This is a genomic window from Nocardia sp. NBC_01377, assembly GCF_045040005.1.
In the GTDB taxonomy this organism is placed as follows: Bacteria; Actinomycetota; Actinomycetes; order Mycobacteriales; family Mycobacteriaceae; genus Nocardia; species Nocardia noduli.
Genome location: NZ_CP109566.1, coordinates 5,914,762 through 5,930,703, shown reverse-complemented (window position 1 = coordinate 5,930,703; position 15,942 = coordinate 5,914,762). Strand labels below are relative to the sequence as shown.

General features: G+C 67.7%; 19 protein-coding genes. 12 read left to right on the top strand and 7 right to left on the bottom strand.

Annotated features, from left to right (window positions below):
- The first annotated feature begins 48 nt into the window (after window positions 1–48).
- Complete coding sequence (locus OG225_RS27465; RefSeq protein ID WP_405177905.1) at window positions 49–723, top strand: arsenate reductase ArsC; 675 nt, start codon at window positions 49–51, stop codon at window positions 721–723.
- A 101-nt stretch (window positions 724–824) separates the two neighbouring features.
- Here OG225_RS27465 and arsA read toward each other — a convergent pair whose 3' ends face one another.
- The 5 genes from arsA to OG225_RS27440 are packed head-to-tail and all read right to left on the bottom strand — an operon-like array spanning window position 825 to window position 4,555.
- The gene (arsA, locus tag OG225_RS27460; protein ID WP_405177904.1) at window positions 825–2,597 is read right to left on the bottom strand and encodes an arsenical pump-driving ATPase; all 1,773 of its coding nucleotides are present in this window, start codon (window positions 2,595–2,597) and stop codon (window positions 825–827) included.
- Window positions 2,598–2,602: 5 nt separating this feature from the next.
- The gene (gene arsD, locus OG225_RS27455; protein ID WP_405177903.1) at window positions 2,603–3,007 is read right to left on the bottom strand and encodes an arsenite efflux transporter metallochaperone ArsD; all 405 of its coding nucleotides are present in this window, start codon (window positions 3,005–3,007) and stop codon (window positions 2,603–2,605) included.
- 13 nt (window positions 3,008–3,020) lie between these two features.
- Complete coding sequence (locus tag OG225_RS27450; RefSeq protein ID WP_355091356.1) at window positions 3,021–3,431, bottom strand: arsenate reductase ArsC; 411 nt, start codon at window positions 3,429–3,431, stop codon at window positions 3,021–3,023.
- A 15-nt stretch (window positions 3,432–3,446) separates the two neighbouring features.
- Window positions 3,447–4,190 carry an aquaporin gene (locus OG225_RS27445; protein ID WP_405177902.1) on the bottom strand — a complete coding sequence of 248 codons (744 nt, stop codon included), beginning with the start codon at window positions 4,188–4,190 and terminating at the stop codon, window positions 3,447–3,449.
- Window positions 4,187–4,555, bottom strand: coding sequence for an ArsR/SmtB family transcription factor (locus OG225_RS27440; RefSeq protein WP_405177901.1), 369 nt, complete (start codon window positions 4,553–4,555; stop codon window positions 4,187–4,189). Before OG225_RS27440 ends, OG225_RS27445 begins: the two co-directional genes overlap by 4 nt.
- 197 nt (window positions 4,556–4,752) lie before the next feature.
- Between OG225_RS27440 and OG225_RS27435 the strand changes: the two genes are divergently transcribed.
- From OG225_RS27435 to OG225_RS27420, 4 genes are read left to right on the top strand one after another with little or no spacing between them, the layout of a single operon-like run.
- A complete protein-coding gene (locus tag OG225_RS27435; RefSeq protein WP_405177900.1) occupies window positions 4,753–5,115 on the top strand; it encodes a hypothetical protein in 363 nt (120 codons plus the stop codon).
- Complete coding sequence (locus tag OG225_RS27430; RefSeq protein WP_405177899.1) at window positions 5,112–5,558, top strand: MerR family transcriptional regulator; 447 nt, start codon at window positions 5,112–5,114, stop codon at window positions 5,556–5,558. The genes OG225_RS27435 and OG225_RS27430 overlap by 4 nt, the downstream gene beginning before the upstream one ends.
- A complete protein-coding gene (locus OG225_RS27425) occupies window positions 5,548–5,859 on the top strand; it encodes a hypothetical protein (protein ID WP_405177898.1) in 312 nt (103 codons plus the stop codon). The genes OG225_RS27430 and OG225_RS27425 overlap by 11 nt, the downstream gene beginning before the upstream one ends.
- 25 nt (window positions 5,860–5,884) lie before the next feature.
- Window positions 5,885–6,226, top strand: a complete 342-nt coding sequence (locus OG225_RS27420) for a YnfA family protein (RefSeq protein ID WP_405177897.1) — start codon at window positions 5,885–5,887, stop codon at window positions 6,224–6,226.
- 147 nt (window positions 6,227–6,373) lie between these two features.
- Here OG225_RS27420 and OG225_RS27415 read toward each other — a convergent pair whose 3' ends face one another.
- Entirely contained in the window at window positions 6,374–7,240 is an 867-nt protein-coding gene (locus OG225_RS27415) for a helix-turn-helix domain-containing GNAT family N-acetyltransferase (protein WP_405177896.1), read from the bottom strand.
- Between the two features lie 103 nt (window positions 7,241–7,343).
- On the opposite strand from OG225_RS27415, the gene OG225_RS27410 reads away from it, so the two are divergent.
- From OG225_RS27410 to OG225_RS27385, 6 genes are all read left to right on the top strand, one after another.
- The gene (locus OG225_RS27410; RefSeq protein ID WP_405177895.1) at window positions 7,344–8,702 is read left to right on the top strand and encodes an FAD-dependent oxidoreductase; all 1,359 of its coding nucleotides are present in this window, start codon (window positions 7,344–7,346) and stop codon (window positions 8,700–8,702) included.
- A gap of 4 nt (window positions 8,703–8,706) precedes the next feature.
- Window positions 8,707–9,924: an MFS transporter gene (locus OG225_RS27405; protein WP_405177894.1), complete on the top strand. Its 1,218-nt coding sequence runs from the start codon at window positions 8,707–8,709 to the stop codon at window positions 9,922–9,924.
- An 18-nt stretch (window positions 9,925–9,942) separates the two neighbouring features.
- Window positions 9,943–10,989, top strand: a complete 1,047-nt coding sequence (locus OG225_RS27400; protein ID WP_405177893.1) for a flavin-containing monooxygenase — start codon at window positions 9,943–9,945, stop codon at window positions 10,987–10,989.
- A 237-nt stretch (window positions 10,990–11,226) separates the two neighbouring features.
- Entirely contained in the window at window positions 11,227–12,156 is a 930-nt protein-coding gene (locus OG225_RS27395) for an ATP-binding cassette domain-containing protein (protein ID WP_405177892.1), read from the top strand.
- Entirely contained in the window at window positions 12,153–12,962 is an 810-nt protein-coding gene (locus tag OG225_RS27390; RefSeq protein WP_405177891.1) for an ABC transporter permease, read from the top strand. The genes OG225_RS27395 and OG225_RS27390 overlap by 4 nt, the downstream gene beginning before the upstream one ends.
- A gap of 471 nt (window positions 12,963–13,433) precedes the next feature.
- The gene (locus OG225_RS27385) at window positions 13,434–14,072 is read left to right on the top strand and encodes a sigma-70 family RNA polymerase sigma factor (RefSeq protein ID WP_405177890.1); all 639 of its coding nucleotides are present in this window, start codon (window positions 13,434–13,436) and stop codon (window positions 14,070–14,072) included.
- A 399-nt stretch (window positions 14,073–14,471) separates the two neighbouring features.
- On the opposite strand, the gene OG225_RS27380 is transcribed toward OG225_RS27385, so the two are convergent.
- Entirely contained in the window at window positions 14,472–14,660 is a 189-nt protein-coding gene (locus OG225_RS27380) for a hypothetical protein (protein WP_405177889.1), read from the bottom strand.
- 161 nt (window positions 14,661–14,821) lie between these two features.
- On the opposite strand from OG225_RS27380, the gene OG225_RS27375 reads away from it, so the two are divergent.
- Complete coding sequence (locus OG225_RS27375; RefSeq protein ID WP_405177888.1) at window positions 14,822–15,679, top strand: hypothetical protein; 858 nt, start codon at window positions 14,822–14,824, stop codon at window positions 15,677–15,679.
- The last annotated feature ends 263 nt before the right edge of the window (window positions 15,680–15,942 follow it).

Genomic DNA, 15,942 nt, shown 5'->3' with positions numbered 1-15,942 from the left:
CAACCTGCCCATACAACGCTGTTCCCGTCGAACAAACTGGAGTTCGCCATGCCCGAAAGCCCCGTCGCCCCCGCCGCCTACGCGCGCGAGGATCTGACCATCGACCAGAAGCTGGCGCTCAAGACCGCCGCCACGCGATTGCAGACCGAGTTCGCCGACACCTTCGGGCTGGAGACCATCGAACGGTTCCTGCACTCCTCCTACGATCAATTCGCCGGACACGCGACGGTGGTCAACTACCTACCGCTGCTCGCCGAACGCTTCGCCCGCCAACGCCTGCGCGCGCTGGCACGCGTGGAGGGCAAGGTCGTCGACAGCAAGCCGACGGTGCTGTTCCTGTGCACCCACAACGCCGGACGCTCGCAAATGGCCCTCGGGTACTTCACCCACCTCGCCGGTGATCAGGCGGTGGCCTGGTCGGGCGGTTCCGAACCCGGCGCGGAGATCAACCCGGCCGCGATAGCGGCGATGACCGAAGTCGGTATCGACATCACCAGCGAATTCCCCAAACCATGGACCGAGGAGATCGTGCAGGCCGCCGACGTGATCATCACCATGGGCTGCGGCGACGCCTGCCCGGTGTACCCGGGCCGCCGCTACGAGGAATGGGTACTCGAAGACCCCTCCGGACAAGACCTGGCCTCGGTGCGCCCGATCCGCGACGAGATCGAGGAACGTGTCCGCCGCCTGCTCGTCGAACTCGACATCACCACCCTCGCCTGAGCTTTCCGCTCACCCAAGCCCGGGACGCGAGCACCAGCTCAGCGCTCACCGCCAAGCCCTGACCGTCTGACCACTCGCCACGCTGTGGTCATGAACCCGGCCTACACCGAGGTGGTGAGGCCGCCGGTGCCGATGAGTTCGGTCAACGCTTCGACCCCGGTCGGATCCTGGGTGCGGGCACCCACGATGGCCAACCGGGTGGCGTATCGGGTGGCGACGGTGTGGATCTCGTCGCTCTCACCTCGTGCGCGACGGCGCAGCAGCGGTGTGGAAGGACCGGCTGCGGCGACGCAGTTGTTGATCACCCACGCCCACGGGGTGATACCCGCGCGTTGCAGATCGGCTTGCAGTTCGGCTGCTTCCAGGACCGGGGTCGTCTCGGCGAGGGTGACGAGCACGATCTTGGTCTGGGCGGGGTCCTGCAACCGCATCAACGGTGTGGTGAAGGACTGGTGCTCGCCCATCTGGCGGGCGACTTCACGGTGGTAGGAGCCGGTCGCGTCCAGTAGCAGCAAGGTATGCCCGGTGGGTGCGGTATCGACGATGACGAACCGTCGCCGGGACTCATGAACGATGCGCGAAAAGGCTTGGAACACCGCGACTTCCTCGATGCACGGCGACCGCAGATCCTCCGCCAGCGCCGACTGCCCCTCGGCGTCGAGGTTGGTGCCTTTGGTGGCCATGACTCGTTGCCGGTAGCGGTCGGTGGCCTCGGCCGGGTCGATCCGCGACACCTCCAGATTCGCCACGGCCTCGGGCAGAGTGGTGTGCAGGTGGGCGGCGGGATCGGTAGTGGTCAGATGCACATCATGGCCTCGGGAAGCCAGCGCGACCGCGAGCGCGGCGGCGACGGTGGTCTTGCCGACACCGCCCTTGCCCATACACAGGATCAACCCGTGCCCGCCTGCCTCGATCTCGTCGACGAGACGAGCCAACGGCGCGTCGGGAACAGGCGTCGACGCCACATCGAGCGCGTGTACCGGTGGGTGATGATCGTCGAAGAAACACTCGAGAGCGCCGACACCGACGATATCGCCCGGGGCGAGTTCGACACGGTCGCAAGGTAGTTCGGCCAGCGCCGCAGGCATCGCCTCGATCGCGGCCTGCTCGCGCGCGTGCAGCGCTGTGGCGAGTGGATCGTCGCCGCCGGTGTCGGGGAGCAGGGCGTTGAGGACCAGGTAGCGGCCGGTGATGCCGGTGGACGCCAGTTCGTTCGCGGTGCGGTCGAGTTCGGTCAGCGTCGAGGTCTGGGCCCGGGCCACGAGCACCAAGCGGCTGCGTGCCGGATCTTGGAGCGCTGCTACCGCGCCCGCGTAGGCGGCACGATGTTTGTCCAGGCCAGACAGTGGACCCAGGCAGGAGGCATCACCCTTGCCCGTGTCGAGGAATTCGGTCCACGCTCCGGGCAGCCGCAGTAACCGGATGGTGTGGCCGGTGGGCGCGGTGTCGAACACGACATGATCGAAACCGTTGTCGCCGTCGCTGAGCAGATTCGTGAACTCGTTGAACGAGGCGATCTCGGTGGTGCACGACCCCGATAGCTGCTCGGTGATCGTCTCGATCTCTTTGGCGGGCAGCAGATTTCGGACCGGTGCGATGATTCGTTCACGGTAGGCGTCAGCGGTCTGCGCGGGGTCGATCTCGAGCAGTGACAGTCCGGGCACCGCGTCCAGCGCGGTCACCCTCGCTCCGACAGTGCGTCCGAAGACGTGTCCGAGGTTCGCGGCGGGGTCGGTGCTGACCAGCAGCACGCGGCGCCCTCGGCGGGCCAGGGCCACCGCCGACGCGCACGCCACGGAAGTCTTCCCGACCCCGCCTTTGCCGGTGAACAGCAGGAATCGGGGCGCGTCGGTGAGGAATCCGGGTGTGGCCACGGCGCTCAGCAACAGCCGCTGTCGGGTTGACAGCCCTCGGTCTCGGACAACCCCAGCAGCGCAATACCTGCCGGGGCGACCACAGCCTCGCTTGCCGACTCGACGGCCGCCAGCCCTGCCCAGCCCGCGATCTGGGCGCGGGTCGGGTAGCGGCCGGTCAATGCGGTGACGCCGTCCACGACCACGAGGGGAAGTCCCTCGGAGCCAGCGACTTCCAGGAACTTTCGCGCGGTGTCGCTGGTGGCGAACGCCATCGGGTCACCGGCGAGGTTGTAGCGGATCACGGCCGCGCCTTGCCTGCGCGCCCAGTCCATGTCAGCGGAGAATTCCACCAGGGCCTGGTCGAGGTCGGGGCCGCACACACCGGTGTTGCAGCACAGCGCGGGTTCGAAGATCTCTACGGTCGGCACAACGACTCCTCGTTCAGGCGTGGGTGGGCAGTAGTTCGGCGATGAGAGCCTCGACGCGTGCGCGGATATCGTCGCGGATCGGGCGTACCGCTTCGACGCCTTTGCCTGCCGGGTCCTCGAGTTGCCAGTCGCGGTAGCTCACTCCGGGCAGCACCGGGCAGGTGTCACCGCAGCCCATGGTGATCACCACATCGGAGGTCTCCACCGCGTCGTAGGTGAGGATCTTCGGGAACTGGGTGGTGATGTCGATCCCGACTTCGGTCATCGCCGCCACTGCGGCGGGATTCAACGACTCGGCCGGGGCGCTGCCCGCCGAGCGGACCTCGATCGCCTCCCCGGCCAGATGTGCCAGGAAACCGGCGGCCATCTGCGAGCGTCCGGCGTTGTGGACGCAGACGAACAACACACTGGGTTTGGATGCCATGTGAGGGTGTTCCTTTCAGACTCGAGGGAGCTTTTCGGGCTCGGGGTTGTCGTGGGGAACCACGACGTTGTCCGCGGTCGCGGCGCTGCCGGGATACAGCCACACGATCAACCCCAACCCCAGCACCGCGCCCAGGACCTGCGCGCCGACGAAGGCGGGTACCGAGCCCGGCGCGATACCGGCGAAGGTGTCGGAGAACATCCGGCCCACCGTGACCGCCGGATTGGCGAAGGAGGTCGAACTGGTGAACCAGTACGCCGCACCGATATAGGCCCCCACCGCCGCCGCCGACATCGCCGCCCGGCCTGTGCGCGCCAGCGCGAAGATCACCGCCAGCAACCCCGCCGTGGCCACCACCTCACCGACCAGATGACCATCACTGACCCTGTCATGGGTGGAGACCTGGAACGCACCGACCTCGAACATCACATTGGCCAACACCGCCCCGGCCGAACACCCGGCGACCTGCGCGCCGATGTAGGCCAGGACCTCGCCACCGCCGAGGCCAGTGCCGCTGCGACGTCCAATCCACCAATCCGCCAGTGAGACAACAGGGTTGAAATGCGCACCCGAGACCGGGCCGAACACCAGAATCAGCACGCCCAGACCGAATACCGTCGCGGTCGAGTTCTCCAGCAACTGCAAGCCGGTATTGCCGGGGGAAAGTTGCTCGGCGGCGATCCCGGAACCGACGACCACCGCGACCAGCAACGCACTGCCCACGAACTCCGCGACCAACCGCCGCGCCAACCCGCTCATCGGTCACTCCCCGGCACGGTGTCGGCAAGGAAGGTCGACAACTGTTGCAAGACGGCGGGCTCAACCCGGTAGTACACCCACGACGCGCGGCGTTCACTGCTGAGCAGTCCCGCTTCGCGCAGCACCTTCAGGTGATGCGAGATCGTCGGCTGGGTCACATCGATGCCCTCGGACAGGTCGCACACACACGCTTCGTGGTCGGCGCGGCTGGCCACCGCGCTCAATACCCGCAGCCGAACCGGATCCGACAACGCCTTGAATACCGCTGCCAGCGGCACGGCGGCCTCGGCCGAGAGCGGTGGGCGCACCACCGGGGACGGCGCACACTCCTGCACCGGCGTGATCGCGAGCTGCGACTTAGACATGGATCGATATTGACAGTTGTCGAACTGCATCGCAAGCAAACACCGAGTGAACGCCCTGTCGGGCACAGCCAGGCACAACCGACCGGAAGTCGACTTCGCCGATGGCGCTCAGCCGAGGACCGATCCCGGCCGGGCCGGTGGCGGCCCACAAATTCGGGGTTGCATCCGGTACCTGGGTACAGGCTTACCGTGAATTCATGACCACCGACGATCATTCCGATCCGATGATGAATCTTTCGGCGTGCACGCTACCGACCGTGCAACGCCCGACACGGCTGGCCGAATTCGACGCGTTCTTCGCCGACTCCGTGCGCACCGCCCGCCGCGCTGATTCCACACGCCTGGAGTTGACACTCACCGACGCCTTCGACGCCGAGTCGGTCGGGCGCGATCTCGCCGCGCGGGAGTCGACCTGCTGCTCGTTCTTCACCTTCACCTTCACCTTCGAGGACACCCCGGCCGGGACGGTGATGCGGATCGAGGCACCCGTCGCCTACGTCGAGGTTCTCGACGCACTCACCGAACGCGCCCGTGCCGCGGTCGCCGGGGCCGGTCGATGACCGGGATGCGCAGCGGTGAACTGGCCGCGGCGGCCGGGGTGAACGCCCAGACATTGCGCTACTACGAACGGCGTGGGCTGCTCGCCGAACCGGACCGATCCCTGGGCGGGCATCGGATGTATCCGGAGCAGGCACTGTCGGTCTTGCGGGTGATCAAAGCCGCCCAGCGACTCGGGTTCACCCTCGAGGAGGTCGCGGAGTTGCTCGAAGCGACCAGGTTCGGGCATCGCCGGGCCGATGCCGGGTTGCAGGCCCGCGCCACCGCCAAACTCGCCGAGGTCGATGCCAAACTCGTCGAACTGACCGCAGTACGCGATACCTTGCGCGCCGCGCTGGCCGCTGGATGCGACGACCTGCTCGCATGCAGCGAAAGCCCTTGCTGCCCAGTGCCCTTCGACACACACCCCGCCGCGATCACCGAAGGAGGCCGTTGTGGCTGCTGAACAGAGCAAGACCGCGCGCCGCTGGTGGGCGCCGATCGGGCTCGGCGCGACCCTGTGTGTGGCGTGCTGCCTGGTACCGATCCTGATCGCCGCCGGGTTGCTCGGCAGCGGGACACTGCTGGTGAGCCTGTCGTGGCTCGAACCCCTCGGATTCGGCCTGCTCGCGATCGGTGTGGCCGGACTGATCTGGTCACGGACCCGCGGCCGTCGCACCGGCTGTGCCACCGAGTCCGGCACCACCGATCCCGGCGGGCGCGCCAACGCTGGATGTGGCTGCGCCACCACCGCCGCGACGCGGTGAGCCCGCTTTCGTAGGCTCACCGGTCATGACCGGTGCGCGTTCGATCCTGTTGTTCGTCCTGGCCGCCGTCGCCGAGATCGGCGGTGCCTGGCTGGTCTGGCAAGGCGTGCGCGAACACCGTGGCTGGGCATGGATCGGCGCCGGTGTCATCGCGCTAGGACTGTACGGATTCGTCGCCACCCTGCAACCCGATGCCCACTTCGGGCGCATCCTCGCCGCCTACGGCGGCGTCTTCGTCGCCGGATCACTGCTGTGGGGACTGGCCTTGGACGGATTCCGTCCCGACCGCTACGACCTCGCCGGTGCCGCCCTGTGCCTGATCGGCGTCGCCGTCATCATGTACGCACCCCGGCCTGACCTGACCTGACCGAGCGAACAGTCCCCTCGGTGCCGAGCCGACCCGACGGACCATCACGGCACCTCCATGTCGGCCTGATCCGAAGAAGAGTCGATCTCGGCGTCGAGCGAACGACCGGCACCGCGAACGGCGAACCGCGTCGAGGTGCACCGGGTGTCAGTTGACCGGGCTCCGGCGTTCGAGAACGACCGTGTCGCGCCACACGCCCTCGCGCTGGCCGATGCGTTCGCGCACACCGATGGTGCGGTATCCGGCAGAGTGGTGCAGGGCGATGCCGGCGCGGTTCTCCGGGAAGATCGAGGTCTGCAAGGTCCACAGCCCTGCTTCGTCGGCGGCGATGACCTGCTTGTGCAGCAACGCCTTTCCGACTCCACGCCCGCGCTTGTCCTCGGCGACATAGACCGAGTTCTCGGCCACCCCCTTGAACGTGTCGGGACCGGACACCGAACTCAATGCCGCCCAGCCGACGACGTCGCCGTCGATCTCGGCGATCCACCGGTGTCCGGGTAGCCATCGGGCGTCCAAGGTTTCTCGGGCGGGGGCCTCGGTGGCGAAGGTGGCGTTGCCGGTGGCGATGCCTTCACCGTAGATGCGCAGCACCGCGTCCCAATCGGCGTCGGTCATCGCACGCACTGACACGTCGTCGGGGAGATCGGTCGGGCAGCACGGACGCTGGGCCAGCACTCCCATGACCGCGTCGGCGGCATGGGGCAGGCCGGTGCAGCAGGCGGGGTTGACCTTCACGACCGTGGAGGTGCGGTCCTTGTGGACGTTGACGAATCCGACGTCGGCGAGTTTGCGCACGTGATGGGAGATGGTGGGCTGCCCGATACCGAGGGCTTCGGCGAGTTCGCCGACGGTGATCCCGGACGGGCGGGTGGCGACCTGGTGCAGCAACCGCACGCGGGTCGGGTCGGCAAGGCAGGTGAACCACGCCGCGTAGGTCGTCGCGTCGCCGATGGTGAGCGTGTCCTCCCACGTGGCTTCACCGCTGCGCACGATCGGCATATCCAGGGACGTCATACCCACCACTATATCGACCAGCATCGATGGTTGCATTGATCGACGTACGTCGATACAGTTCGAATCGAATGATCGATGACCGTCGATGAAAGGAATCGGGATCATGAACCAACTGCCCGTCGTCGTCGTAGGAGCCGGACCGATCGGCCTGGCCGCCGCCGCCCAACTCCGCGAACGCGACCTCCCTGTCCTGGTGTTCGAGCGCGGCGACACCGCAGGAGCCGCGGTGTCGCAGTGGAACCACGTCCGCGTGTTCTCCCGCTGGGCCGAACTCATCGACCCCGCCGCCCGCCACCTCCTCGACACCACCGGCTGGAGCGCCCCCAACGTCAACGCCTACCCGACCGGGCAGGACTGGGCCCGCGACTACCTGATCCCGCTAGCTGATGCGCTCGGCGACACCGTGCACCTGAACACCGAAGTGGTCGGCGTCGCCCGCCGCGGCCGTGACCGTGTGGTGGATGCCGGTCGCGACACCGAACCGCTGTCGGTGCACGTCCGTCGCGCCGACGGCACCGAAGACCGCGTGCTCGCACGGGCGGTGATCGACGCCTCCGGCACCTGGACCACGCCCAATCCCCTCGGCGGCGAGGGACTTCCCGCACTCGGCGAAACCGCCGCCACAGCGGTGATCGACTACCGGGTGCCCGACCTGGATGACCCGCGGGTGCGTGCCCGCTACGCCGGACGCCACATCGTGATCGCCGGAAGCGGGCACTCCGCGCTCACCGCCATCATCGCCCTGGCCGGGCTCGCCGAGACCGAACCGGGCACCCTGATCAGCTGGGTCCTGCGCCGAGGCGACACCGCGAACACCTTCGGCGGCGGGGACTCCGACCAGCTGCCCGCGCGCGGCGCGCTCGGACAACGCGCCAAGGCCGCCGTCGAGGCGGGGCATCTGCGGGTGGTGACCGGATTCCGCACCGCCGCGATCGAGCCCGACACCAGCGGCCGACACACCCTCATCTCCGACAACGGGCAACGCCTCGACGACGTCGACCGCGTGGTCGTGTTGACCGGGTTCCGGCCCGACCTGTCATGGCTGTCGGAGATCCGCCTCGGCCTGGACCCGGTCCTGCAAGCCCCGACCCAGCTCGCGCCGTTGATCGACCCGAACGTCCACTCCTGCGGCACCGTCTACCCCCACGGCGTCACCGAACTCTCGCATCCAGAACCAAACGTGTTCCTGGCCGGGATGAAAAGCTACGGCCGCGCCCCGACCTTCCTTGCGATGACCGGCTACGAACAGGTCCGCTCCATCGCCGCCGCGATCGCCGGGGATCACGAAGCCGCGACCCGCGTCGAACTCGCCCTGCCCGACACCGGAGTCTGCGGCGGCGCCGGAGTCTTCGACGACCCCAACGCCACCAAAACCGCCGCCGACAACGGTGATGGTGGCTGCTGCGGAGCACCGCAACCGGAACTGATCACCCTCGGCAGCGCCGTGCCTGCGCGAGGGTGAGCTGTTGAGCGACATCACTGTTGCCCCGCAGACCGGTGGCCTCACCGCTACCGGTCTGCGTCGGGTGCTGGCGACCTTGTGCCTGACCGAGATCACCAGCTGGGGAATCCTCTACTACGCCTTCCCTGTCCTGTCGGTTTCGATCACCCACGACACCGGCTGGTCGGCACCGACGATCACCGCCGCCTTCTCGTTGAGTCAGCTCGCCGCCGCGCTCACCGGAATCCCGGTCGGACGACTCATCGACCGCACCGGCCCGCGCGCCATCATGACCCTCGGTTCCGTCCTGGCCATTCCCTCGCTGATCGTGGTGGCGACCGCACCGAACCTAGCGCTGTTCTTCACCGGCTGGATCGCCGCCGGGATCGCGATGGGCGCGGTGCTCTACCCACCCGCCTTCGCCGCCCTGACCCGCTGGTACGGCACCGGGCACGTGAAAGCGTTGATGATCCTCACCCTCGCCGCCGGACTCGCCAGCACCGTCTTCGCGCCCTTGACAGCCACGCTGGTCCAGCACACCGATTGGCGCGCAACCTATCTCATCCTCACCGCGATCCTGGCGATCGTGACCATCCCCGCCCACTGGCTCGGGCTACACGGACCCTGGCCACACCCACCACCGCCAGCGAACAGCTTCCACGCCGACCACAACGCCGTCGCCCGCAGCCCCGCCTTCCTGGCCCTGGTGGTCGCGTTGAGCCTGGGTGCGTTCACCGCCTTCGCCGGAGTGTTCAACCTGGTACCGCTGCTGATCGAACGCGGATTCTCCCCGTCGCTGGCTGCGCTCACCTTGGGTCTGGGCGGAGCGGGGCAAGTCCTGGGCCGCATCGGCTACCTCCCACTCGCTGCTGCCACCGGCCCGCGTGTTCGGATTGTGACGGCCTTCGCCGCGACGGCCGCCGCGACCGCGTTACTCGGACTGGGCACCACGGTCGTGGTCCTGATCGGCGTCTCGATCGGCGCTGGACTGGTGCGCGGGATCATGACCCTGATCCAGGCCACCGCGATCACCGAACGATGGGGCGCAACACATTACGGACGTCTCAGCGGACTCATGTCCGCACCGGTCGTCATCGTCATGGCGTTGGCCCCTTGGGCGGGCACCGCACTGAGCGCATGGACGGGCAGCTACGCCAACACCTACCTGCTCCTGGCCGCGCTCGCCGTCGTGGCCGCGGCCGTCGCGTTCGCCTCGGTACCCAGACACGACCCCACACTCTGATCTTCGAGGACGCCACCAGTGACCACCCGCTACGACGCCCTCGTCATCGGTGGCGGCCAATCAGGACTGGCCGCCACCCACCACCTCCGCAAACACGGCCTGTCCGTCGCCCTGCTCGAAGCCGGACCCGAACCCGTCGGGTCCTGGCCGCACTACTACGACAGCCTCACCCTGTTCTCACCCGCGAAGTACAGTGCCCTGCCCGGACTCCCATTCCCCGGCGACCCCGACCGGTATCCACACCGCGACGAAGTCATCGACTACCTGCGCCAGTACGCGAAAACACTCGACGCCGACATCCACACCCATCACCGCGTCGACACCGTCACCCACGACGGACACCATTTCACCGCCCACACCGACACCGGAGCGGGCTTCACCGCACCCCGGCTGGTCGCCGCGACCGGCGGATTCGGTACACCGCGCATCCCCGAGCTAACTGGACAAGACCTATTCACCGGAAACATCGTCCACGCCGGTCGATACCGGTCACCCACCGAATTCACTGACCGACATGTCATCGTGGTCGGGGCGGGAAACTCCGCGGTCCAGATCGCCACCGAACTCGCCGAACACGCCACCGTCACCCTCGCCAGCCGGACACCGGTCAAGTTCGTGCCCCAACGCCCCCTCGGCCGCGACATGCACTTCTGGTTCACCCTCACCGGAATCGACACCGCACCCATCGGATATCTGCTGCGACGACCCCCGACCGCACCGGTCTTCGACACCGGGCACTACAAATCGGCCATCGCCGCGAACAAACCCGAACACCGACCGATGTTCACCACCCTGCGCATTGATTCCGCACTCTGGCCCGACACCACCACCCCCGTCGATACCGTCATCCTGGCGACCGGATACACACCGAACCCCGCCTATCTCAACAACATCGGCGCGCTGACCGCCGCCGGGGCACCGCGCCACGGCAAAGGACTGTCCACCACCCACGCCGGACTCGGCTACGTCGGCCTCGAATGGCAACGCAGCCTGTCCTCGGCCTCGCTGCGGGGCGTGGGCCGCGACGCCGCCCGGCTCGCGACTCAGCTGCGTGATGTGGCGTGATCGCCGCCGTGCGCCACTGTGTCCTGCTCGCCGCATGGGCGCCCGGGACTACGCGCTCGCGATCTCAACAGCGGCCCCCGGATCCGCGGTGCTGCGTCCAATTCGCGCCTGGTTCGTCTGAAGAAGCGGACTCCCATCCACCCGGATGCGAGCACACCGCCTTCCGAGAGGAATCCCCGCGATGACCATTCACCGGCTCCGCCACCACCTCGCCGATCGGCATCTGGTTGGTGCGCGATGAGCGCCCCGACGGTCGTGGTCGAGGATCTGCATGTCGCCTACGGCAGCACGTGGGCGCTCGACGGTGTCGATCTGTACGCCGCCACAGGGACGACGCTGGGGGTGCTCGGCCACAACGGCGCCGGGAAAACCACCCTGATCCGCGCCCTGACCACCCTGGTCCGGCCGACGGTCGGCCGCGTGGAGATCACGGGCCTGGACGTGGTGGCCGACGCCACCGAGGTTCGCCGCCGGATCGGGGTGACCGGCCAGTACGCCGGACTCGATGAATTCCTCACCGCACGAGAGAATTTGGAGCTGATCGGCCGCCTGGCCGGGCTGCGCCGCCGCGCCCGCCCGCGTGCCGACACTCTGATCGATCGGCTCGGGCTGCACGAGTACGCCGGCCGTCGCGTCGGAGAACTCTCCGGTGGTTCCCGCCGCCGCGTCGACCTTGCCGCGAGCCTGGTCGCCGATCCGGCGGTGCTGTTCCTCGACGAGCCGACCACCGGTCTGGACCCGCTGGCCCGCGCCGGACTGTGGGACGTCGTCGACGAACTCACCACCGCGGGCACCACCGTGGTGCTCACCACCCAGTACCTCGAGGAAGCCGACCGCCTCGCCGACGACATCGTGATCCTCAACCGCGGCCGGATCGCCGCGCGCGGCACCCCCGCCGAGCTGAAACAGATCATCGGCGGCAAGGTCGTGCACCTCACCGTCCCCGCCGAACAGCTCGCCGATCTTCCCTTCACCCCCGACAGCGAGCGGGCCGAGGGCAGCCGGGTCGGGGTTTCGGTCACCGTCGCCGACGCCCCCACCGCGACCGCGCTGGTCGCCGACCTGCACCGCGACGGACTCGAGATCACCGACCTGGATGTGACGTCCCCGAGCCTCGACGACGTCTTCACCCACCTCACCCACGTCACGACCGGAGCGGCCCGATGACCACCACGACCATGACCGCGGTCGGGCGTTCCCCGATCGGGAACCAGCTCGCCGCCCTGACCGTGCGCAACCTGCGCACCAGCGCCCGCGTCCCGCAGTTGCTGATGTTCTCGCTCACCATGCCGATGGCGATGCTCGTCCTGTTCAGCCAGGTATTCCGCAGCGTCGCCGCCGGACCCGGCTTCCCCGCCGGGATCAGCTACATCGACTTCCTCACCCCGGCCATGCTCGCGGTCTCCACGGTGATGGCGGGCACCAACGCCGGAGTCTCGGCCGCGATCGACCACACCAACGGCCTGCACGACCGATTCGCCGCCCTACCGATGCGCACGGCACTGCCCGGCCTGGCACGCACCATCAACGAAGCCCTGTTCACCCTCGCCAGAGCCGCGCTACTCGGCATCGCCGCGCTGGCGCTGGGTTTCGACTTCCACGGCACCCCGATCGACGCACTGGCCGCGGTCGTGGTCCTGGTGGTGCTGGCGGGGGCGATGAGTGCCCTGTTCGGACTGATCGGTGACCGGCTGCGCCGTCCCGACGTCGTCCAGTTCGCCGGGATGATGGCGATGATGCCGCTGATGTTCGTCTCCAGCGCGTTCGCGCCGATCCACAGCATGCCCGGCTGGATGCAAGCCATGGCCACGGTGAACCCGGTCGCCCACGCCACCGACGCCCTACGCGGACACGTCCTCGGCACCGCAACCCTCACCGATACCGCCACCGCTCTGGTCGCGGCGATCGGACTGTGGGCCGCGGTCACCGTGATCCCCGCCCTCATGCGCCGGATTCGGCCACGTGCGCACTGACCGAATCGCCCGACCGCTCCCTCCTTTCCTCCGCCGAGGGAAGGACGGAGCTGCTGTCGGCGTCCACATCGCTCATCCACAGCCGGACACGCCGATGGCCTCTACCGGTGAGGTAGAGGCTCGGCGGGACTGTGGTCTCAGCGGATACGCCCGCTGCGGGGGTCGGCGGCGCTCATGCGGCGGCGTCGAGCAGATGCAGTTCCTGCTCCACGATCAGTTCGACCTCTTCATCGGTCAGCCCCGACAACAGATGTGTGGTCAGCATCGCTCTCTCACCTCCTCAACGCTCCTACAGATACGTCGAACCGGAGAACCCGAAATCGACATCGACACCCGTACAGACGAGACATCCCACAGATGGACGCACGACAGCACCCGGTCGCTGTCGCCCTCATCGGACCAGGTCAGGACGAATCGAGGGTCGCGATCACAGCGGCAGGCGAGGATGCTGGACACAGAGCAGGAGGAGAGATGACGAACCACACAGCGGCCACCACAACGACCACACCACCGGACCGGCACAGTGATCTCGAACAACTGTGGCGCGGCTTCTCCAGCGACCTGCGGACCTTCATCGCCCGCCGCGTCTCACGCCCCGAAGACGCCGACGACATCCTCTCTATCGTGTTCCTGCGGATGGCCAAAAGCCTCGACGACCTCCGCGATCAGGACCGCCTCCTCGGCTGGATGTATGCCATCACCCGCAACGTGATTACCGACTACTACCGCTCCGCACCCCACCGCCGCGAACTGCCCGTCGACGTTGTACCGGAACACCCGAGCACCAACGACGGCGGACCCGACACCGACACCGCGGCACAGAAAGAACTCGCCAAGTGCCTGGTGCCGATGCTCGCGGCCCTTCCCGCCGACCAAGCCGCCGCCGTGAAGATGGTCGACCTCGACGCCCACACCCACGCCGCCGCCGCGAAGCAAGCGGACATCTCGATATCCGGGATGAAATCCCGCGTCCAACGCGGACGCGCCGCCCTACACGCCCAACTCCACGCCTGCTGCCAGATCAGCCAGGACCGCACCGGCCACGTCCACGACTACCAACCCCGCAGTGAGACCTGCGCCTGCACCGACGCACCACCCACAGACCAATAGTTCCCACCCCGGCGTCCGAACGGCCACGGGTCCTCGGCATTCCCACGACCCGACGAAGATGCGGTGCGAGCCACGTGGCTCGCACCGCATCCTGGTTCCGAGAGGGCTACTGGCAGCCGCACCCGCCCCCGGCCGTCGCCGCCGGAGCGCAGCACGACGACTTCTCGCTCTCATCGCAGCAGGTCGACTGCCGTTCGCTGCCACAACACGTCGGCGCCGCAGACTGGGCCGGTGCGTCGGTGGGATCGGCCGCCTCGAACTCACTTGGGCTGGTACTCATGGTGACTCCTTGATCCGTGAGGGATGGGCACCAAGACAGACGGAACAGAGCGAGAAAGGACGCACCAGCTACACACCCAGCTGGTACCTCATCTCAACGGCTGGCGGGCGGGCCGGCCGCTACCGGTCGAGGATCGTATGCAGCAGGCCCACGACCCCGAGGGCGACCCCGACTCCGACGGCCACCTCGGTGATCGCACCGATGGCGGTGCCGCTCGCGCCCGCGGTCGCGAGGATCACGAACCAGCGCAACGGCAACCGGTCGGGATCGGGCTGCGAACCGGACCGGTTCGCGGAGCTAGATGTCACTTGATGACGCCTTTCGTTCTCGTTGTCCATCAGACCGGGACCGCCACCTGGGGGCCGTCCGCTGGTATCCAGCCTCGCCCCGAGCAGGGGCGTCGTCTACGCTCGGAGATACATCACTATGTCAGGGGGTTATCATTTCCGACGACGGCGAGGGCGCGGCGATGCTCAGCGTTCCGCCCTTCGGTGGCCCCGGCACAGGCGGCCAGGTACTCGCCGACGCCGACGGGACCGAACGGGTGGTGGTCACATACGACGACCTGCCGGGACCGTGGAAGTACACGGTCGAAGGTCGCCTAGTGAACGGATCGCCGATGATCACGGAGTTGGTGGTGCGCCAGCGTGATCCGTCCGCGCCCGTGGCGATCACCCAGACCGCGCTGCGTCGAATACAGCTGCGTGTGATCCTCGACCGCGTCAAACGGGCACTGAAAACCGAATGGGAGCAACGGGTCTCGCGGCTGCTCGGCGACGCCCGCACTCAGATGCCCAAGTCCGGGCGGTCGTGGCCCGCGGAACACTACATGCAGGTCGCCTGGTGGTACGTCGAGGCAGAAGCCGACGGCGGTTCGGCCCGCAAAGCGATATCGGAGCACTGGGGAGTTTCGCTCGTCACGGCGAGCCGATGGTTGAGCGAGGCGCGCGAACGTGGCTACCTCGGTGCCTACGTCGCGGGAAAGAAGCAGCGTGACGAGAACCTGTGGTCGAGGCAGCGGTCCGCCACCTCTACCGTCGAGAGATCGGTGGTCAGCGCATTCCTCGTCCAGACGGTGGCCGAGGCAGTGAACGACTCGCCGCAGACGGCGATGTCCACCGTCGTGGATATGTTGCTCACCCTGGGGGGAGAGGCGGTCTCACGAGCCACGCGAACCGATAACGCCAAGGACGAACTCGGTCTCCGGGCGTTTCTCGACTACCTCTTCGTACTGGTGGAGCACGCCGAGAGCGACACGATTCGTACGAGCGCCGAAGCCTTGGTGGACGCGCTAGCCGCCGATGGCCCATCCGACGAATCGTCGTAGCGGCGCGTGACCGTCCGGACGTGCGACGCACACCTGGTAGAGGCATAGATCCGAAGCTGGTCGAAGCTGCCTGTATCGCGGTCTGTCATAACCCAGAGGTCGCAGGTTCAAATCCTGTCCCCGCTACAAAGGCTCAGGCCCGAGAGATTACGATCTCCCGGGCCTGAGCCATTTCTTCGTCTACGCAACGTGCGGATCGACGGCCTCGCATATTCCGGGATCGGCGCAGAGGTCACGCGCGGATCGCTGGGTGCATCTTCCCG